This window comes from Calothrix anomala FACHB-343 (assembly GCF_014696435.1).
Taxonomy (GTDB): domain Bacteria; phylum Cyanobacteriota; class Cyanobacteriia; order Cyanobacteriales; family Nostocaceae; genus Aulosira; species Aulosira anomala_A.
Map to the genome: position 1 here is coordinate 79,438 of NZ_JACJQG010000029.1, position 20,795 is coordinate 100,232.

The following is a 20,795-nucleotide window of genomic DNA, read 5'->3' on the forward strand; positions in this document are numbered from 1 at the left end:
TGGTAAGGGTTGCAAGCCTATTTACGTTTCGTAATATAGTTTGGTTTATTTACACCGACTTACTTATACCAATTTGAATAATGTTGGCGACACATTAATATTATAGAGGGCATGGCAGTGCCAATGCCCCTACGGGAGCATTCTTTTTTAAATACCTATCTTCCTTGTTCCCCTTGTCCCTCCGAAGTTATGAGCGGAGGAAACCTCCGCTCAGACTTCTCTCATTGTCCCTTTTGTTTACATATCAAATAGAATTGTTAGATGTGTTATTTATGCGATCGCACTCAACAATATTTCGCTATCAGCATTTTAATCGTCTTATTTCTCCAGAGCAAATCCACTCATAGATAGAAGTTTACTCTGGGATTTTGTATCATTGAAATATTGAATACAATCTTCTGCAAAAATATGCGATCGCTCTCAATCATCATGCCTAGATTCATACTTTTGGTAGATGAATATCCAAAGTAAAACTCTCAACAATCTCTGAAATCTAGGCTAAATTATTAATTCAATTAATAATATTTATGGCAACAATGTTTCAAGTTTATATAATTTGCAATATTTCTTCAAAATCTCTGCAATTAAGGCACAATCAGCAAGACAAATAATCCTTTTTTTGCCTGTATTCTGCCAATTCTATCAGCCTCATCACTCTACTGCGGTGTTATTGAAAAGCCAACCAAAAGTAAGTAAATATAAATAAACCAGCCTATATTACGAAACGTAAATAGACTTAAACCCCTTACCAATGATAAATGACAAATGACAGCCCTTGCCAGTATTTTCGTTACGCCAACCTACTTATAAGAAAAATGAGGATTGGTTGACGGCTTAAGTATAGTTAATTACAATTAATTGTAAAGATGAACCTATAATAAGGTTCATGAAAAAAAATCCTTGGGCAATAACAACAAAAACTATTCAAAGAATTGGGATAAAACTTATGAACGCTAGAATTGTTGCTTTGCTAGCAATTATGACAGCTTTTGCAAGCTTAGTAAGCCCGGTTCAAGCACAGTCATCAGGGATAGCAAACCAAGATACTCAAGAATATAAAATCACTGGTGATTCGCTGACGGGAATAAATAATCGCGATTCGCAGCAGGACTATCAAAGCTTTTTTGAGCAAAAAAATCCAGCAGTTACATATACTGAAAATCAGACAAATAACATAACTGCTCAAGATTCACGCTTAACAGAAGCACTCTCAGCCCCAAATAGTTCGCTTATCTTTGTTCCTGTTCAGTCTTTTAATGGAAATGACGGAACGCAAGTACAGTTTGATTTTGTGAATGGTCAATAGTCAAGAGTCAAGAGTCAATGGTCATTTGTCATTTGTCATTTGTCATTTGTGAATTTGTGAATTGACCTCGTCTCTTTGTCTCCTATTCCCTAAGACAATTCAAATTTTTGTACTGCTGCAACCAATTGATCGATTTCTGATTCTAAAGTAAAGTAATGCACGCAAGCGCGGACGCAATCGGGATCGCGAATTTGACGGATGAATAATCTTTCTGATTCTAAAAATTGGACTAATTTTAAAGTAGTTTGGGGTGTTTGTTTTTCTAGTTGAAACGAAACTAAACCGCTTTGGGGGGGAGATGTCCGCAAACATTTGACATTAGGTAAAGCTGTTAATTGTCGCCATAGATATTCACTGTGGCGACAAATTTGTTGATGGCGTTCTTCTGCGGTTCCCCATTGCTGATGAATAGCGATCGCCTCTTTTAAACCAACGTACAATGGATAATCTGATGTCGCGACTTCATATAGGCTACCGTCGGGATTCCAATCTATCGGCTGACCGCGATCGTTTAAAATAACACTGCGCCAACCTATAAAAGTAGGTTTTAAACTAGCTTTCGCTTCTGGACGCACATATAAACCGCCAATACCAGCAGGGCCACATAACCATTTGTGACCTGTGAACGCATAGAAATCTACGCCTAATTCAGTTAAGTTTAAAGGTATAGCCCCAACAGACTGAGCTGCGTCTACTAATAGTAGAGAATTATTATTTCTACAGACTTCGGCAATTTTCTCTAAAGGTAAAACTTGGCCTGTATTCCAGAGAATATGACTTAAAACTACCAAGCGAGTATTGGGGCGTAAATGTTGAGCGATCGCATCTACCGGATCGCCTATATTTAAAGTATCCATCAAAGGACAAGTGGTAACTTCTACGCCGAATCTGCGACTAATTTCTTGAGAAATAGCGATAATTCCTTGATGTTCGCAATCAGAAAGGAGAATATGGTCACCAGAACGCCACTCAATACCCCACATTGCAATATTGCAGCCAACGGTGACATTTTCTGTGAGAGTCATGGTATTTGCTGGTACATTTAACTCAGATGCGATCGCTTCTTTTGTCGCTTTCACAGTTAAGCCAATCCAGCGCCCAACTTCATTACCAAAAGGGCCGAGTTGTTGGATTTGCGTTTGAGCTTCCATAATTGCATCCATTACACTTTGATGCATCGGCCCTTGGCCGCCATAATTAAAATATGCCTTATTCGCTAAAGCTGGAAATCCTTCTCGATAGCTATGCAAACTCTTGTGTAAGGCAGGAAAATTAGTCATACTCGTTTTGGATTAAACTGGCAAAAATAGTGGATAGTCATTTGTCATTGGTCATTTGTCATTAGTCATTTGTCAAGAAACTTTGGACTATGGACTGTTGTACGGGCGGGTTCACAGATATCCTCACTGATTCATGAATATCTCCCATAAACCCGCCCCTACTGACTGTTGACTCTTAAACTTTATGTCCCAGAAAATGCTAATTCTTGTTAGCTTAAAGGAATGCTAATAAATGCCGATCTGTTACTGCAATATCAACGCTGTCAGCGCCGACCTTTTTTAGATAGTCGCGGTGATAGAACCCAGCGCGACAGTCCCAATGAGTTGCTGCTAAAACTGCAACAAGACAAAATTGCTTATCAAAAAAGTATTTTGGCGAATTTGTCTTATCATCAGCCAGATTATCCCAGAAGAGACTGGGAAGCTGGGCAAGCCGCAACTCTAGAATTGATGCAGCGTGGGGTTGAGTACATTCATCGGGGAATATTGCTAGTTAGTTACGACGAATGGGTAAATACAGAAAATGAAAATTTCTCTGCTTCCCCAGATTATCAAAAATATACCCTGCTCAGTTGTCCAGATTTACTAGTCAAACATCCTGGACAATCTCGTTTTGGCGATTGGATCTATTTACCTGCAAATTTGGAGATGGGTAAACGTCCCAAGCAGGAATATCAAGTAGGAATTGCATTTCATGCTCAAATCTTGGCAAAATTCCAAGAAACTGCGCCGCCAATAGGTTTATTACAATTGCGTACCAGGGAAAATACTTATCCAGTAGATTTACTGAAATGGACGCCACAAATGCAGCTGATATTGGCAGAGTTGATTGCAGCTTTAGAGTCAGCCGATGGTGCAGAAGTATTTATTTCTCGGCAAAAATGCAATCTTTGTCACTGGTATAGTCAATGTTATGCGATCGCGCAATCGCAAAAACATCTGTCTCTTTTACCCGGAGTCACGCCAGTTCGCTACAAGCAATTACAAGAACTAGAGTTAACGACATTAGAATCTCTAGCTAATACCAATCCCAGCATTCTAGAAAATCTTACTGGTTTTGACCGTGAAGTAGCCAACAAATTAGTAGTACAAGCGCAAGCCGTACTGCAAAATCGTCCGTTTATTTTACCTTACCCCTTACCGCTAGAAACTATTACTTATACAGCGCCTATCGAAATTTATTTTGATATTGAAGCGCAGCCTGATTTAAATTTAAATTATCTTTTAGGTGTTTTAGTAGTCAACAGACAAACTAATACAGAACAGTTTTATTCTCTGCTGGCAGAAAAACCAGAAGACGAAGAAATAGTGTGGCGACAATTTTTAGATTTAGTTTGGCAATATCCCGAAGCCCCAATTTATCATTTTTGCGCCTACGAATTTGATACAGTGCAGCGCCTGGGAAAACTTTACCAAACACCCAATTCTAAAGTACGTCCCGTACTTAACCGCTTTGTGGATGTTTATGAACAATTAACCCAAAGCGTCGCCTTACCCATAGAAAGCTATGCTTTAAAAGCTATTGCGCGGTGGTTAGGCTTTGAATGGCGCGATAAAGAAGCCAGTGGTGCTAAGTGTATTTACTGGTACGATTCCTGGTTAGAAACAGGCGATCGCACTTTATTAGAAACAATTCAACGCTACAACGAAGATGACTGCCGCGCAACTCGCAACGTCAAAGACTGGCTGGTGCAATTCTTCCAAGAAGAGTATTATTTACGACCTGCTTAATAAAAGTCAAGAGTCAATGGTCAATGGTCAACAGTCAATAGTCAGTTGTTCCTTCTGCCATGATATTGTGTTGTTGGACTTTGACAGGTTAATTTTAGCGATCGCTATCCATGCAGCCCATCAAGAAAATTTTAAATTGGCGAAGAATTATTTATTTTATTATCCCCATCATTATTATCAGTCTTTGCTGGAGCAATTTAGCATCGGCATCGGTCAATATTACTCAGATCCAGTTTATCGGACAAGCCACTCTTCCCAAAGGATTGAACTTCCAAAAAACCCCGGTTGGTGGTTTGTCAGGAATCACCTATGATGCTAAAAAAGACCTTTTTTATGTAATTTCTGATGATAGGAGTGAAAAAGCTCCCGCTCGTTTCTATACTCTGAAAATAGACCTGAGTACAGGTTCACTTAAAAATAATGGTGTTGTCCCTATTGCCGTCACAACACTCTTGAATGAAAATGGTAACACCTTTGCTAGAGCTACCAGCGATACGGAAGGAATTGCTTACACGAGCAAAAATACTGTCTTTATTTCTTCAGAAGGTGATGCTAAGGAACTCGTTAATCCTTTTATTAAAGAATTTTCTTTATCTACTGGTAAAGTAATCTCAACACTACCCATACCAAACAAGTTTTTACCTGCTAAAAATGGTCAGTCTGGTATCCGCGATAATTTAGCTTTTGAAAGCTTAACCGTTACGCCTAACGAAGCGAAACTATTTACAGCCACCGAAAATGCTCTGATTCAAGATGGTGTAGAAGCTCAACCGAATATTGCTACTTCTTGCCGGATTATACAGTATAATTTACAAACCCAGCAGCCAGAAAAAGAATACCTTTATCAAACAGAACCAATATCATCCTTTTTGAATTTTACTGGTAAGTTTGCTAGCGGGTTACCCGATATAGTTGCCCTTGACGATAGCGGAAATTTCCTCAGCTTAGAAAGGTCATTTACAGGCTTAGGATTTGCTATTTTATTATTTCAGGTTTCCCTAGATGGTGCTGATGATATTCAGCAGATCGATAGCCTCTTAAAAATTAATTCTCAACAAGTCAAACCTGTACGAAAAAAACTGTTGTTAGACTTGCGAGGTTTAGACGTATTGCTCGACAATATCGAAGGCTTAACTCTAGGGCCTAAATTACCTGATGGTCAACGCTCATTAATCTTAATTAGTGACAACAATTTTAATTCTTTACAACGTACCCAAATCCTCGCCTTTAAGCTGAAAATCGAATCACCCTGGATGCGCATCTTCCGCCGTCTGATTCCCAATTTCAACCGCTAAATTTTAGCTGCTGGTGATAACTTTGTAATCAGTACTGTAGTCCTCAATAAAATTGAGGGCTATGAAGTTATTAATTATGCGAATTAATTCATGTATTAATGTATATAACAGCTTTTGAACGCAAAACTTAATTCTGTTGCGTAAAATGATTAATTTAGGAGTAATTTAAGTGAAATGGCTGAAAAAGGATAATAATATCTATTTTACGTATATATACTGAGAATGAGGGGTAAAACCACCGATCTGACTTGTGGATTCAGTGGAATCTCTCATACGTTTTTTAAAATAAATATGTTACACCATGATTAAGAACTGTTACATAGATTTTTTTGTAATTTTATTAAAAACTCACCAAGTATTGGAGTAAATTTTACTCGACATGATCAATTCTCTAAAATCAGGGATGTTTTTTATAGATAAAATAAAGTTTACAAGAGAGTTATGTTAATAACTATCTAATTTTTAAAATAAATATATGGTGCAGAATCCGATTCCGAGTCTAGCCAACAATAAAACTGAATTAGATATTTATATTGGTAAATTTCTCAATAACCGCTATTTAATCAGAGATTTAATTGGCAAAGGAGGGATGGGTAGGGTTTACTTAGCTGAAGATGTTGCTAAAGGTGGAATGGCGGTTGCAGTCAAAATCCTATCACTCAGCTTAGGAAGTCAGCAAATATCCCAACGCTTTGCTAGAGAAATTTTTATTGGCGCACAATTAGGACGTAAAAGTAGAAATATAGTTCGCGTATTTAGCTATGGTGCTACCGAAGAAAATATTCCCTATTATGTTATGGAATATCTCCAAGGTAAAAACCTCAAACGTATTCTCAAAAATCAAACATTATCTTTAAGCAAAATATTAGACATTTGCCAGCAAATTTGTTCTGGCTTATACTGCGCTCATCAAGGTATTATTCTTAAAGGCGAAAACTATCCTGTTATTCATCGAGATATTAAACCAGAAAATATTTTTTTATTAGAAGAAATAAAAAAAGATAATGTAGTTAAAATTCTGGATTTTGGTATTGCTAAATTTTTAACAGAACGCAGTGGGATGACTCTCACAGATTCCTTTATTGGTAGTTTACCTTACTGCTCTCCAGAACATATGGAAGGGCGCAAACTATTAGATGTCCGGTCTGATATCTATAGTTTAGGCATATTAATGTTTGAAATGCTGGCAGGAAAACATCCATTTCAAACCACTAGTAACTCATTTGGTACTTGGTATCAAGCGCATCATTTTGAAACTCCACCGTCATTAGAAGAGGTAAATCCGCAATTAACAATTCCCGCGAAATGGCAAAAATTGGTGATGCGTTGTTTAGCCAAAGAAGTAGGCGATCGCCCACAAAGTATTAAAGAAATTTTAGTTGATTTAGAACACATTAAACTAGAACTTGAGCAGTCAGTAAATAATAAGATAGATGAGAAATTACCATCTTCTCCAGTCCAAATAGTACCTGTCACTTCCTTAACAGAAAAAGAGTGTTTACAGAAAACTTGGCCTAAAAATAGACCAATTGCTCCTATTGGATTTCCTTATTTATTACATACACTACAAGGAACTATACCCACATTTTGGGCGATGTTACCTAAGCAAGAAATCGCCAAATTTTTAGATAAAAATTACGGCACTGAATTGATTGCAAAAATGAATATATATCCCATGATATTATGGGTAACCGTCTTACACAATGCCCAAAAGTCGCAAACCAAGTGGCTATCTTGCTTTTTAGATATGAATGATGGACGCGGGCAAAAAATAGCGCAAAGTCTAGCAGAAATAGGCTACTATCATTTACTATTTTTTTCTATCGAAGACCCGACTAATTGTAAACATGTAATTACCTTAACTCTTAATGCTAACCAGCGCCAATATTTAACAGATTGGGTAGCCAACAAACACAATTATCAAGAATTTATTTCTACCAAGCAAGCCAAAATCATATTAAAAGCAGAGCATGAAAGATTAAAAGCTAGCATCATTCGCAAATTAGTGGCAAATATAGAGAATAAAGGAGTAAGTTTAAAAACTTCTCTACTCAAACTATATTATTTCTTTTTTGGTGCAGAATAAGGTTGAAAGTAGATTAAGTTGCGAATGATTAAGTAGAGATATAAATTAGCTATTTCCTGGGAATAATCAAACCAGGAATAATTAGAGGTTGTAAAGGTGAATAAAAGCTCATTTGCATCTCCAAAGGCTACAAAATTGCTAGCCAATCGTTATCAACTGCGCGAATCAATTGGTAATGGAGGCATGGGCAATGTTTTTTTAGCTAATGATGTTTTGCTCGGAGGAACCCCAGTAGCAATTAAATTTCTCGCTCATACTGTTTGTGAACCAAAGATGCAACAAGATTTTGCTAGAGAAGCATTGATGAGTGCAGCTTTGAGTCAAAAAAGCATACATATAGTGAGAGCATACGATTATGGCGTAAGTGAAACCGGAAATCCTTATTACGTCATGGAATATTTACCGGGTAAATGCTTGAAGGAATTCATGCCGATGGATTTACCCATGTTTATGACCTTGATGCGACAAATTTGTTTAGGCTTACAATGCGCCCATCAAGGAATAAACATTGATGGCAAAATTTATCCCTTAGTACATAGAGATATCAAGCCAAACAATATATTAGTTATTCCCGACCCTATATTAGGTCAATTAGTCAAAATTCTCGATTTTGGAATTGCGAAATTTTTAAATCATACTGCAACTAACAGCACAAATAGAAAATTTCACGGCACATTACCTTATTGTTCGCCAGAACAATTAGAAGGAGAAGAATTAGATAGCCGCTCTGATATTTATAGTTTAGGGGTGGTGATGTTTGAAATGCTGACAGGCGAAAAACCTTGGCAGCCAGAAACAGATCATTTTGGTGCTTGGTACAAAGCACATCACTTTGAACAGCCCAGAGCGATCGCGCAAATCAAACCCGATTTACAATTACCAAGGGCGTTAAATGATTTAATTATGGCTTGTTTAGCAAAAAAAGCCAGCAATCGCCCGCAAAATATATCTGAAGTGCTGCGAGTATTAGAAAATATCAATCGCGCTCATTATTTCGCCTTACCATTAAATATTAGCTGCAAGCAAGTAGAGACTAATCTCCCGCCAGAACTACCCAAAAACTCGGAGTTACCGCCAACGATAGAACAAGCCTGTTACAAACTCACCTGGCCTGAGAAAAAACCGATTCAAGAAATTGTCTTTCCCCAGGTTATCGACACCGAACAAGGCTCTGTAGCATCGCTTTGGCTGATGTTATCCACCCAAGAAATCAAAAAACGTGCCCTTTCCATTCGTCACAACGAATTTTTGTTTATCGCATCGCCGCACCCGATGTTACTGTGGCTGACAGTTCTGTACAATCGCTTGCTTGTACCTAAGTGGCTACCTTGCTACTTAGATATGCAAAACCCACAAAATCAACGCCTAGTCACAGCCTTAGCAGAAAGTGAACGCTACCCCTTAACCTTATTTACTCTCGAACCACCCCATTCCTGTATCAGCGTCATCAGCAGTTACATCGATCCCAGCAAGCGCCAACTTTTGAAAACTTGGGTAAAACAGAGTCAAAGCTTACCACATTGCGATCAAGCCCAATTGAGCAAAAACATCTTAAAACAGCAGTATAAGCAAATGCAATCCCAGATTCAGCAGCGTTTAGGCGCAAAGCCCCCGGTTGTGGCATCTCGTGCTTTGTGAAGAAATATGGCGAAGGGGGACAAGGGGGGACAAGGGAGACAAGGAGGACAAGGGGGACTAATGCCCAATGCCCCATGCCCCATGCCCAATGCCCAATGCCCCATGCCCAATGCCCCATGCCCAAATTTTTTTCTTCCAGGTAGTTGACAACCCAAAAGAAACGGTACATAATAACAAAGTTGCCGATTGAGGGACTGTAGTTCAATTGGTTAGAGCACCGCCCTGTCACGGCGGAAGTTGCGGGTTCGAGCCCCGTCAGTCCCGTTAAATTAGATATAGATAAGTACAAGTGCTGAGTCTTAAGTAGACGCTGGTGAAAGAAATTTATTTGTAAATTCTATCTCATTAGCGATCGCCTAAAACTCAGCGCTTGTTATAGTGATCGTGCTTTGAGAAAGAGAGAAAGAACTGTGACAGTTAGAGTTCGGATTGCTCCCAGTCCCACGGGAAATTTACATATTGGTACAGCAAGAACGGCTGTATTTAACTGGTTATTTGCTCGTCACCACGGCGGGAAGTTTATTTTGCGGATTGAAGACACAGACCTAGAGCGATCGCGTCCTGAATATACAGAGAATATTCTGGAGGGTTTGCGCTGGTTGGGTTTGAACTGGGATGAGGGGCCATTTTTTCAATCTCAACGCCTGGATCTCTATAAACAAGCAGTAGAAAAGCTGTTAGCACAAGGGTTAGCTTATCGCTGTTATACCACCTCGGAAGAATTAGAAGCTTTACGGGAAGCGCAAAAAGCTAAGGGGGAAGCACCGCGCTATGATAATCGTCACCGCAATCTTACCCCAGAACAAGAAGCGGCTTTTAAAGCAGAAGGACGTAGCTTTGTTATTCGCTTCAAAATTGAAGATGAGCGAGAAATTGTCTGGAATGACCTAGTTAGAGGCAAAATGTCTTGGCGCGGTAGCGATTTGGGCGGTGATATGGTCATTGCTCGCGCTTCCGAAGCCGGAGTTGGTCAACCGTTGTATAACTTTGTGGTTGTAGTTGATGACATCGATATGCAAATCACCCATGTCATCCGGGGTGAAGACCATATCGCCAATACAGCCAAGCAAATTCTGCTTTACGAAGCCTTGGGAGCAAAAATCCCCGAATTTGCCCATTCACCGCTAATTTTAAACATGGAAGGTCGCAAGCTGTCGAAGCGAGATGGCGTAACCTCGATTTCTGACTTTAAAAAATTAGGCTTTACTTCCGAAGGTTTAGTTAATTACATGACTTTGTTGGGTTGGTCACCATTAGACTCGACTCAGGAAATATTTACCTTAGAATCAGCAGCGAAAGACTTCGGCTTTGAGCGTGTAAATAAAGCCGGTGCAAAGTTTGACTGGGCGAAGTTAGATTGGTTAAACAGTCAGTACATCCACCATACTCCAGTAGACAAGCTGACAGATTTACTCATACCTTATTGGGAAGAAGCTGGTTTTAAATTTGAAGGTGGCAGAGAAAGAGCTTGGTTAGAAAAGCTAGTAGCTTTAATCGGCCCTAGCTTAACTCGCCTCAAAGATGCGGTAGAGCAAAGCCAACTGTTTTTTAGCGATACCGTAGAGTTTAGCGAAGAAGCCGTGAAACAATTGCAGCAAGAAGGTTCTGCAGCGGCGCTGCAAAGCATTTTGACAGCTTTAGACAATCAAGAGAAATTAGACGAAGCCAGCGCCCAGGAGATTATCAAGCAAGTAGTCAAAGCGCAAAATGTCAAGAAAGGATTAGTAATGCGATCGCTCCGCGCCGGCTTAACTGGAGATGTTCACGGCCCCGATTTGATTCAATCTTGGTTACTACTCAACCAAATTGGTTTAGATCGCTCGCGTTTGAATCAAGCCATAACTGCTGGTAGTTAAATAGCGATCGCATCTGATACAGCGACAAACCATCAGTCTTAAGAAAAATTTTAGATTTTTAGAGGCGTACCTATGTGCGCCTCTATTAATAATTAAAGCAACCAGAACAATTGATAACTGTTGACCGTTGACCGTTGACTGTTGACTGTTGACTGTTGACTGTTGACTGTTGACTGTTGACCGTTGACTGTTGACCAATGCCCAATAACAACCTAGTTAATTATTCTATTGTTTGGGAACATTTGGTGTAAAATTAATGTCTTTATCTACACTTAGATAACCATGTAATTAAAATGCCGAAAATAGCCTTCAATAAAGGGATAAGCTTACCATTTTTGATACTTGCATTCTTCGTTACATCAACAACTTACACCAGAGCGGATACGCAACCAACACCACCAATATTTGGAGATGTTAGCATCGGCAAAAATTTTTCCCCAGATCCCTTGACAGTTCGGGGGATGAGTGGCGGCTCCATTCCCGGAAATCAAGTATCAAAGCGTCCGGCCACTCCCACTGGCCCCTGTACGGGATTTGTCGATGAAGCTCCAGACCATAAATTAGAGTTAACTAGTAAATTCGACTACTTAAAGGTGCAAGTGCAAAGTCCTGAAGATACGACAATTATCGTCAAAGGGCCTGGTGGTATCTGGTGCAATGACGAGTTGTCAGATGGTCAAAATCCTGGTATCGCGGGTGAATGGCTCCCCGGAATTTATCAAATTTGGGTGGGTTCCTATGTCCAAGATAAGTATTTGCCTTACACGCTGCAAATTACAGAAGTGAAGTAGGGGCTAGGTTTTATCAAAATTCGCAAAAGTTGAAACCCCACCCACAAAGGGTAGCTGTCTTTAATTTTGAATTTTGAATTTTGAATTTTGAATTGCTTCATTTGGTGGTGGGTGCTTGTAGGCGCTCCCACAGATGGCTGTTTGTCGCCGCAAATACATCAGCTACACCGCTAGGATTTCCGCATCCAAAATCAAGCATCAACAATAGGATAGAAGAGTAGAGAAGCGCTCAGGATTAAGGAAGCAAGCTTTAATAATGCTTCGTCTTGGGGACTTTTCTTAATTCTCGTTGCTTTTGGGGTGTAGTTTTGTATTAAAATTAAGTTAACTTTAATTAAGATTCGTGATGTCGTTATAGATTTGCTGTAAGGCACTTAGAGTTTCTATAGCGATGCGCGTAAAACATCAGATTAAGCAAAATGGATTTATCAAGATCCGTTTCCCAGCGATTTAGCAACCAAATTAAGGATGGATGATGACAAAAACTTTTGAATTCCCCGATTAAAAGCCTTTGTGCTAGCGTTACCAAAGAGTAGCGCAGCTTACAAGGTTCAGTTAAGTTGAAAAATTTTATAGTTTTTACTCAACTCTCATCCTGAAATTGCAGGATGATTACATCATTTGGTTGCTAAAGCTGATGAGTTCTATTGGCATCTAGAGGCAGATAAAGATGAAATTTTCTTGGAAAGTCCTGTTACTTTGGACATTGCCTGCTTTGGTAATTGGCTTTTTCTTTTGGCAGGGGGCATTTGCAGGTGCGCCGGCTGATATGACGAAAAATGCAGCCAATACCCGCATGACTTATGGTCGCTTTCTGGAATATGTGGATGCTGGTCGCGTCAGCAGCGTAGATCTCTATGAAGGTGGCAGAACAGCAATTGTCGAAGCCGTGGATCAAGACATCGAAAATCGTGTCCAACGGTGGCGGGTGGATTTACCTGTGAACGCGCCTGAGTTAATCAGCAAGCTTAAAGAAAAAGGAATTAGTTTTGATGCTCACCCAATGCGCAATGATGGCGCTATTTGGGGTTTGTTGGGTAATTTAGTTTTCCCAATTTTATTGATTACCGGTTTGTTCTTTTTGTTCCGTCGCTCTAGTAATCTTCCCGGCGGCCCCGGTCAAGCAATGAACTTCGGTAAGTCGAGAGCGCGGTTTCAAATGGAAGCCAAAACCGGGGTGAAGTTTGACGACGTAGCAGGTATTGAAGAAGCGAAAGAGGAATTACAAGAAGTTGTCACCTTCCTCAAACAGCCAGAAAGATTTACTGCTGTAGGTGCGCGGATTCCTAAAGGCGTGCTGTTAGTAGGCCCTCCAGGAACCGGTAAAACTTTACTAGCAAAAGCGATCGCTGGGGAAGCTGGCGTACCTTTCTTTAGTATTTCCGGTTCGGAATTCGTGGAAATGTTCGTTGGTGTGGGTGCTTCCCGCGTCCGCGACTTGTTCAAGAAAGCTAAAGACAACGCTCCCTGTATCATCTTTATCGATGAAATTGACGCTGTAGGTAGACAGCGTGGTGCAGGCATTGGTGGTGGTAACGACGAAAGAGAGCAAACTCTTAACCAGTTACTCACCGAAATGGATGGTTTTGAAGGTAACACAGGCATCATTATTATTGCTGCTACCAACCGTCCCGACGTATTAGACTCAGCATTGTTGCGTCCCGGACGCTTCGACCGCCAAGTAACCGTTGATGCACCAGACATCAAAGGACGTTTGGAAATTTTACAAGTCCACGCTCGCAATAAGAAATTAGACCCCAGTGTATCCTTAGATGCGATCGCTCGTCGTACTCCTGGATTTACAGGTGCAGATTTAGCTAACTTGCTCAACGAAGCGGCAATTCTCACCGCCAGAAGACGCAAAGAAGGTATTACCCTCACCGAAATCGACGATGCGGTAGATCGGGTAGTTGCAGGCATGGAAGGTACTCCTTTAGTTGACAGCAAGAGCAAGCGCTTAATTGCTTACCACGAAGTCGGACACGCCTTAGTGGGAACACTGTTAAAAGACCACGACCCAGTACAAAAAGTTACCCTCATTCCTCGCGGACAAGCACAAGGTTTAACTTGGTTTACTCCTAACGAAGAACAGGGTTTAATTTCCCGTTCGCAATTGAAAGCGCGGATTACTGGTGCTTTAGGTGGACGCGCCGCCGAAGAGGTGATTTTTGGTGCTGCTGAAGTAACCACTGGTGCTGGTGGCGACTTACAACAGTTATCGGGAATGGCGAGACAAATGGTTACCCGCTTCGGGATGTCAGATTTAGGCCCCTTATCCTTGGAAAGCCAACAAGGTGAAGTGTTCTTAGGTCGTGACTGGACAACCAGATCTGAGTATTCTGAATCTATTGCATCTCGGATTGATGGTCAAGTGAGAGCGATCGTTGAAGAATGTTACGAAAACGCCAAGAAGCTGATTCGTGATAATCGCAGTGTAACTGACCGTTTAGTCGATTTGCTGATTGAAAAAGAAACCATTGACGGTGCTGAATTCCGGCAAATTGTGGCTGAGTACACTGACGTACCTGAGAAACCTCAGTATGCGCAGCTATAATCGCTGATTGAAAATTAGTTAATTCAATGGGTATGGTGTTCCATACCCATTTTTATTTTGGTTTCACAATTAATTTTCAAATTCAAAACTTTTTGATTATCTGTTTATTAGACTTCTTATACCAATTCAAATAATGTTTGCGACACATCAATATATTCTAGAGGGCATGGCAGTGCCAATGCCCCTACAATCAACGATTATCTGTACCTCACCAACTTGCAATTTGCTGTATTTGCGGTAGTTCTCGAATCAGTTCATAGAAAATCGCATATGTTTTCATAAACTTCGTCCATGTTGAAACCTGGAGTAGTGCGGGCATCTTGCCCGCTACTACCATCAGGGAGCAAGATGCTCCCACTACCCATGAAAAACTATGGTTCCCAAAATAGATGTGGTTTAAATCTTAATTACGAATTACGAATTACGAATTACGAATTATTAGCCGATGTTATTTTGTTTTAGCAACATAACCCCATTTACCGACAAAATTTTGTGAGTTCAATTGACCACCTACAAATACCCCAGCTAAACCTTCCGAAAAAGCATTAAAATAAGCAAAATACCGGGGTTTAATTAACAAATTACCATTGCGATTAATATAACTTTGTTTCTCACCAATACTAACCCAGGCAACACCATCATTAAAGTCTGATACTGAATCAAATTTATTTTGCAGAACAAATTTACCAGTTGTATCAATAAACTGTCTTTTATCATTTATAGATACTACTGCTAAACCTTCAGAAAAATTTGAAGCATAGGGAAATATTATAGGAAATGCCTTTTTGCCAGTTTTATTAATAAAAACATAACCACCATTTACTGGAAATCTTGCCAATCCATCATAAAAAGGGCTGCTGACATCTACTGTATCTAATTTCTCTACTTCAGTAAATTTCCCTGATTTATCAATAAAACCAAAAACTGAACCTGTTGAAGCAAATGCTACTCCATCAGAAAAAGCATCAGCCCAGAAAAATTGTGGTTTAATAATAAATTTCCCTGATTTATCAATAAAACCAACTTTCTCTTGATAGCCAACTGCTGCTAAACCTTCAGAGAAATTTGCAAAACCGAATAAACCTCTTGGAGAATCAAATTGCGGTTTAATAACAATTTTACCTGTGGTATCAATGTAGCCTATCTTGCCATTAACTATAATCGCGGCTAAACCTTCATAAAAAGGAAAAGCTTTGTCAACATTTTGCGCGATCGCTATTTTACCTGTCTTGTCTATATAGCGATACTTACCGCCAATAGTTACTAATCCTAACCCATAAGAAAACGGGTAATGCTCATAATATTGCGGTGCTATAATTATTTTGCCGGTTTTATCAATTACACCCCATTTCTTGCCAATTTGCACCCAAGCTACACCATCAGAAAAACCCTCTACTGCATCAAACTGCGGCTGAATTTTAAATATATCGCTACCAACTACATATTTTGATGGCACTAAATTCCATAAAAATAAAGCTTGACAAATTAAAGCCGCAAATTCGCCTCTAGTAGTTGGTTGATTGGGACGTAACCTTCTGACATTGGGATAATTGACAGCGAGAAAGTTTTGACAAGCAGTTGCGATCGCGGCTTTAGCATAATCAGGAATTTCCGCCGCATCATCTAAAAATTCTGGCTGAATTGCATCAGGGTTTTGCACTAACTTAAAATCTACCCCTTTTACCAAAATAGTTATTGCTTGCACCCTTGGTAACAATTCATTGGGTTTAAAAGTGCCATCGGGATAACCTTGGAAAAATTCTCTAGCACTAGCAAATTCAATTGCTTGTTCTGCCCAGAAATTTGGTGAAACATCCGAAAATTGCATCGGATTTCGTCTGGCTGGCAGATTAGCAAAAGCTTTCATTAAAATCGCCGCAGCTTCAGCACGAGTGATTGTCTTTTCTGGCAGAAATGTACCATTTGGATAACCGTTAATCACTTCGCGTTTGGTTAATTCTCTGATACATTTTTCTGCCCAATGATTTTGAATATCACTAAAATTTATAGAATTTGACATATATTAATAAACTCGTAATATATTAATTAAGTAGGCAATTACATGAAAAAAATTTCTAATTTGTATGGTGTGTCAGAAAATCATACAACTGCTGCTATATAAATATATAGGACTGACGTACCCTAGAAACTAACTGCGCGATAATCTAGTATCACCCTCAGAAGCGATCGCCTCAAAGCAAGAATCCATCTCCACAAATAATTCCCAATAATCTCGCCGACACAATGTTAATAACCTTTCAATTACCAAAGTTTCCAATTGAGCAATGCGCTTACCTTTCCAAAGTGTGTCAGCCAAAGCAATAAGTAGTTCTTCAAAAGAGCATTCCATCGATTCCCATTGACTATGAGAACGACAGCACCGAGCAAGACTTGGCTCAACTCCATGAGCAATCAACAGCTGCTCACCTGCGAATTCATGATTATTTCCCTTTGCAGTTAGTTCTTCGGGATGGATAATTTTACCAGCATCATGGAAAGCAACACCTAAGCGAACAAAATCTTCGTTAAATGCGACGGGTAGTTGATGGAGTTTTGCAATCAACAAATCAGCAGCTTCTCCGACCAATGTTACATGAAGAATTAGCTTTGATGATGCTCCGAGTTTTCGCAGAAATTTGTGAGCATCATGTACTGTTGAGAAATCTTTGATTTGGCTACTCATTCCGCCTCACTCAGTCTAGCGATCGCTAGTTTATTTTAGGGTGGGAATTAGGCGATGTCTATGATAAGCTGCTCTGCATCTACGCAATTTGGGCGATCGCTCGTCCAAAACTTCCTAAGAATGTCATCATAGTTATGGTAAAAACATTCTGGAGATAAAGCTACGGTTTACGCACGTCCTTTAGCACGGTTAATTGAGCAATTGCAACGCCTACCAGGAGTGGGGCCTAAGTCTGCCCAGCGCTTGGCTTTGCATATTTTGAAGCGACCAGAAACAGAAGTAGAGGCTTTGGCACAAGCTCTGATTGATGCTAAAAAACAGGTGGGCTTGTGTTCTGTCTGCTTTCATTTATCTTCTGAACCAGTTTGTGAAATCTGCCGCAATCCTAACCGCGATATCAATACTATATGTGTGGTAGCAGATTCCCGTGATGTGATTGCATTGGAAAAAACCCGCGAGTTCAAAGGTAAGTATCACGTTTTGGGCGGGGTGATTTCGCCAATGGACGGTATCGGCCCGGAACAGTTGACTGTTCAAGCCTTAGTAAGGCGGGTGAGTCAACAAAAACCCCAAGAAGTAATTTTAGCGATTAGTCCCAGCGTCGAAGGGGAAACGACGACATTATATATTGGTCAACTATTGAAACCATTTACCAAAGTGACGCGGATTGCTTTTGGTTTACCTGTGGGTGGAGATTTGGAGTACGCCGACGAGGTGACGTTAGCTAGGGCTTTGGAAGGGCGGCGAGAGTTGGACTAGGGGAAGGGACAAGGGGGACAAGGAGGACAAGGGAGACAAGGGGGACAAGGGAAGGGGGATTGAGGGTTGTGATTTTTGGTTCAGGCGATCGCATTTTTGGTAATGTAATGATGGAAAGTGCGATCGCATTCCCCAGCAATGTCATTAGTTTTAAATAAAAATGCCTTAACGCGAATAAGTCTATTTACCAGGGGGAAGCGGGAGTTCAATATTTAATTTGCTTCCTATTTCCATAACATTGTTTGCAAAATCTGTTATACCTGCAATTGGTGTAGCGACTAAACTAGCAGCAGCGAGTACGGCTAGTAGACGCTTTCTGAGTTTGAGTTTATTCTGTTCTTTTTCTGGTTTTTTAATTTCGTCTTCTACATCATTAATATCAATAATGATGTCTTCGCGGATTTCTGGGGGGAATTGGGCGGCAGTTTGGCGGAGGTTGCCGATTAGTTGCAGAATTTCGTTAATATTTGCGCCGCTTGTTTGGGTAAAGTTAGAGGCTTGCTGACTGGCTTTGTCTTTGATTTCATTGGCAAAGTTACCGATGTTTGCGCCTTGAAGGTTATTTATGTTTTCTATCTGGGTGGCATGATAAATTTCCTGTCCGCCAAAGTCCCAAACATTGAGGCGAATGTCTTTACTATTGACCTGCACGTTCCAAGTTTGGACATTGAGTCCGTCGGTTTGGGGTTGATTTTTATCATATTTATCGAAAATTTGGGTCTAAAACCCCGTCCTTTAGTACCGGTTTATGTGTTTTGTGTTAACATAAAGATGTGGTTAATTGGTCGATACCCATGATTGTTTACGAGTTTAAAGTCAAGGGGAAAGATAAGCAATATCAAGCGATAGATGAGGCTATCCGCACCTCACAATTCATTCAAAATAAGTGCTTGCGCTATTGGATGGATAACAAAGATGTGGGTAGATATGACCTGAATAAATACTGTGCGGTATTAGCTGCTGAGTTTCCCTTTGCCGATGAATTAAACTCAATGGCTAGACAATCTGCTGCTGAACGTTCTTGGAGTGCAATAGCTCGGTTTTACGATAACTGTAAGAAGCGCAAAGTTGGAGATGTGGCTTCCTCCGATCCAAACTTTGTAAGAGAGAAGATTAAAGGTAAAAAGGGTTTTCCTAAATTCAAGAAAAACTGCCGTTCAGTTGAATATAAATCAACTGGATGGAAGCTTTCAGCGAATCGAAAGGCAATAACTTTCTCCGATAAAAAAGGTATTGGAATCCTGAAATTAAAGGGAACTTATGACCTTAATTACTATGACATCAAGCAAATTAAGCGCGTGCGTTTAGTGCGCCGTGCTGATGGGTATTATGCCCAATTCGCAATTGATATTGATGTCAGGATAGAAAGTCAACCAACCAATCAGGTAGTTGGTATTGACTTGGGGTTAAAGTATTTCATTGCCGACAATAAAGGTAATGTAGAACCATCACCCCAGTTCTACCGTAAATCGGAGAAGCAGCTGAACCGAGCCAATCGTAAAAAGTCTAAAAAGTTCAGTCAGCAGAAGAAAAAAGCAAAGCTTCGGCAATCAAACAATTACCACAAAGCTAGAAATAGATATGCCCGGAAACATTTAAAAGTAAGTAGGCAACGAAAAGAGTACTGCAAGAGACTGGCGTACTCCGTTATCCAATCTAACGATTTGGTAGCTTATGAAGATTTAAATGTGAAGGGTTTGGTTCGGAATCGACATCTAGCTAAATCAATTAGTGATGCTGGTTGGTACACTTTCAGGCAATGGTTAGAGTATTTTGGTCATAAATATGGAAAGGTGACCGTTGCAGTTCCACCCCATAACACAAGCCAAAACTGCTCTAACTGTGGCGAGAAAGTGAGAAAATCTCTGTCCACCAGGACTCATGTTTGCCCTCATTGCGGCTACTCCGAAGATAGAGACATTAATGCAGCAATCAACATTTTGAGATTAGGACTCAGTACCGTGGGGCACACGGGAACTTACGCTACAGGAGATTTGCCCTCTTGGGCGGTTGGCGCAAGCCTGCTGTCTAATGGCGAGTCTGTGAATGTAGAATCCCCGCCCTTATAGGGCGGTGGAGTGTCAACTTAACTGATGTGGAAAAAATGCTACATCTTCGCTTTTTGGCAATGTCTACGCGCTTTGAGATTTTGTGATTCAGCATCAGGTTAAACTATTGCAATTCTTAGCATTCACGCTTTCAAAGTGTCTAACCTATGTGACTACAGCTATAACGTTGTCACTCAATACAATGCGATCGCAGACCGATGCATTAATATAACAAAGCAGTGCGATCGCTTAAAATTCAATAGAGTTCAGTTAGGCTGAGATGCAATATTTCGTAGGGGCACGGCACCGATAAGATTACTGTATACAGCAAAAGATTGTGGATGCCGTGCCCCTACTACTTAACTGAACCGTATTGGCTTAAAATTGGCAATATCTCAAATTTACTATTTGATTGCACTTAGGTTGTTACATTAACAATGTCAGTCGTTACATTAACAATGTCAGTCGTTACATTAACAATGTCAGCCGTTACATTAACAATGTAAGGCGTTACATTAACAATGTCAGCCGTTACATTAACAATGTGAGTCGTTACATTAACAATATGAGTCGTTACATTAACAATGTGAGTCGTTACATTAACAATGCTAATGAAGCAACTTGTGTGTACAGCATAGCTTTTAAGGGCAAAATCTTAAATCCTATCTTCCGCACCCAGAACTGTCACACCCAAAAAACCGGATAGATATAGTACATAAGAACTAGCTTCTAGTAGAGCTTATTCCAGCTAAATAAGAATAACTTCTA

Annotated in this window: 16 protein-coding genes and 1 tRNA gene; 12 read left to right on the forward strand and 5 right to left on the reverse strand. The window is 40.1% G+C overall.

The genetic code is table 11. The features are described from left to right. Window positions 1-886: 886 nt before the first annotated feature. The gene (locus tag H6G08_RS17855) at window positions 887-1,306 is read left to right on the forward strand and encodes a hypothetical protein (RefSeq protein WP_190545311.1); all 420 of its coding nucleotides are present in this window, start codon (window positions 887-889) and stop codon (window positions 1,304-1,306) included. Window positions 1,307-1,395: 89 nt separating this feature from the next. Here the strand turns inward: H6G08_RS17855 and H6G08_RS17860 are convergent, their stop codons facing one another. Beyond that, entirely contained in the window at window positions 1,396-2,586 is a 1,191-nt protein-coding gene (locus H6G08_RS17860; protein WP_190545313.1) for an aminotransferase class V-fold PLP-dependent enzyme, read from the reverse strand. Between the two features lie 222 nt (window positions 2,587-2,808). Here H6G08_RS17860 and H6G08_RS17865 point away from each other — a divergent pair, with 222 nt between their 5' ends. The 6 genes from H6G08_RS17865 (at window position 2,809) to gltX (ending at window position 11,192) form a co-directional block, all read left to right on the forward strand. Continuing rightward, complete coding sequence (locus tag H6G08_RS17865; RefSeq protein WP_190545315.1) at window positions 2,809-4,317, forward strand: TM0106 family RecB-like putative nuclease; 1,509 nt, start codon at window positions 2,809-2,811, stop codon at window positions 4,315-4,317. A gap of 110 nt (window positions 4,318-4,427) precedes the next feature. Beyond that, on the forward strand, window positions 4,428-5,612 hold the full coding sequence (locus H6G08_RS17870) for an esterase-like activity of phytase family protein (protein ID WP_190545317.1): 1,185 nt from the start codon (window positions 4,428-4,430) through the stop codon (window positions 5,610-5,612). A 475-nt stretch (window positions 5,613-6,087) separates the two neighbouring features. Continuing rightward, entirely contained in the window at window positions 6,088-7,698 is a 1,611-nt protein-coding gene (locus H6G08_RS17875; RefSeq protein WP_190545319.1) for a serine/threonine protein kinase, read from the forward strand. A gap of 96 nt (window positions 7,699-7,794) precedes the next feature. Then, the gene (locus H6G08_RS17880; protein WP_190545320.1) at window positions 7,795-9,336 is read left to right on the forward strand and encodes a serine/threonine protein kinase; all 1,542 of its coding nucleotides are present in this window, start codon (window positions 7,795-7,797) and stop codon (window positions 9,334-9,336) included. Window positions 9,337-9,526: 190 nt separating this feature from the next. After that, a tRNA-Asp gene (locus tag H6G08_RS17885) sits at window positions 9,527-9,600 on the forward strand. Between the two features lie 146 nt (window positions 9,601-9,746). Beyond that, complete coding sequence (gene gltX, locus H6G08_RS17890; RefSeq protein WP_190545323.1) at window positions 9,747-11,192, forward strand: glutamate--tRNA ligase; 1,446 nt, start codon at window positions 9,747-9,749, stop codon at window positions 11,190-11,192. Here gltX and H6G08_RS17895 read toward each other — a convergent pair. Further along, window positions 11,148-11,390 (reverse strand): hypothetical protein, encoded by a 243-nt coding sequence (locus tag H6G08_RS17895; protein ID WP_190545325.1) that lies wholly within the window; start codon window positions 11,388-11,390, stop codon window positions 11,148-11,150. The two genes, gltX and H6G08_RS17895, sit on opposite strands and share 45 nt — an antisense overlap. 95 nt (window positions 11,391-11,485) lie before the next feature. Here H6G08_RS17895 and H6G08_RS17900 point away from each other — a divergent pair, with 95 nt between their 5' ends. Then, a complete protein-coding gene (locus H6G08_RS17900; RefSeq protein WP_190545327.1) occupies window positions 11,486-11,983 on the forward strand; it encodes a hypothetical protein in 498 nt (165 codons plus the stop codon). Between the two features lie 670 nt (window positions 11,984-12,653). After that, window positions 12,654-14,537: an ATP-dependent zinc metalloprotease FtsH2 gene (gene ftsH2 / locus H6G08_RS17905; RefSeq protein ID WP_190545329.1), complete on the forward strand. Its 1,884-nt coding sequence runs from the start codon at window positions 12,654-12,656 to the stop codon at window positions 14,535-14,537. Between the two features lie 448 nt (window positions 14,538-14,985). Here the strand turns inward: ftsH2 and H6G08_RS17910 are convergent, their stop codons facing one another. Continuing rightward, entirely contained in the window at window positions 14,986-16,557 is a 1,572-nt protein-coding gene (locus H6G08_RS17910; RefSeq protein ID WP_190545330.1) for a WG repeat-containing protein, read from the reverse strand. 129 nt (window positions 16,558-16,686) lie between these two features. Continuing rightward, window positions 16,687-17,220, reverse strand: a complete 534-nt coding sequence (locus H6G08_RS17915) for an HD domain-containing protein (protein ID WP_190545332.1) — start codon at window positions 17,218-17,220, stop codon at window positions 16,687-16,689. A gap of 201 nt (window positions 17,221-17,421) precedes the next feature. Here H6G08_RS17915 and recR point away from each other — a divergent pair, with 201 nt between their 5' ends. Continuing rightward, entirely contained in the window at window positions 17,422-17,979 is a 558-nt protein-coding gene (gene recR, locus H6G08_RS17920; RefSeq protein ID WP_199322640.1) for a recombination mediator RecR, read from the forward strand. Between the two features lie 180 nt (window positions 17,980-18,159). Here the strand turns inward: recR and H6G08_RS17925 are convergent, their stop codons facing one another. Next, window positions 18,160-18,693 (reverse strand): P-loop NTPase family protein, encoded by a 534-nt coding sequence (locus H6G08_RS17925; protein WP_190545344.1) that lies wholly within the window; start codon window positions 18,691-18,693, stop codon window positions 18,160-18,162. 80 nt (window positions 18,694-18,773) lie between these two features. On the opposite strand from H6G08_RS17925, the gene H6G08_RS17930 reads away from it, so the two are divergent. Together H6G08_RS17930 and H6G08_RS17935 are read left to right on the forward strand one after the other, a co-directional pair. Further along, window positions 18,774-20,048 carry an RNA-guided endonuclease InsQ/TnpB family protein gene (locus H6G08_RS17930; RefSeq protein ID WP_190545334.1) on the forward strand — a complete coding sequence of 425 codons (1,275 nt, stop codon included), beginning with the start codon at window positions 18,774-18,776 and terminating at the stop codon, window positions 20,046-20,048. A gap of 544 nt (window positions 20,049-20,592) precedes the next feature. Beyond that, a complete protein-coding gene (locus H6G08_RS17935) occupies window positions 20,593-20,733 on the forward strand; it encodes a hypothetical protein (RefSeq protein ID WP_190545336.1) in 141 nt (46 codons plus the stop codon). The last annotated feature ends 62 nt before the right edge of the window (window positions 20,734-20,795 follow it).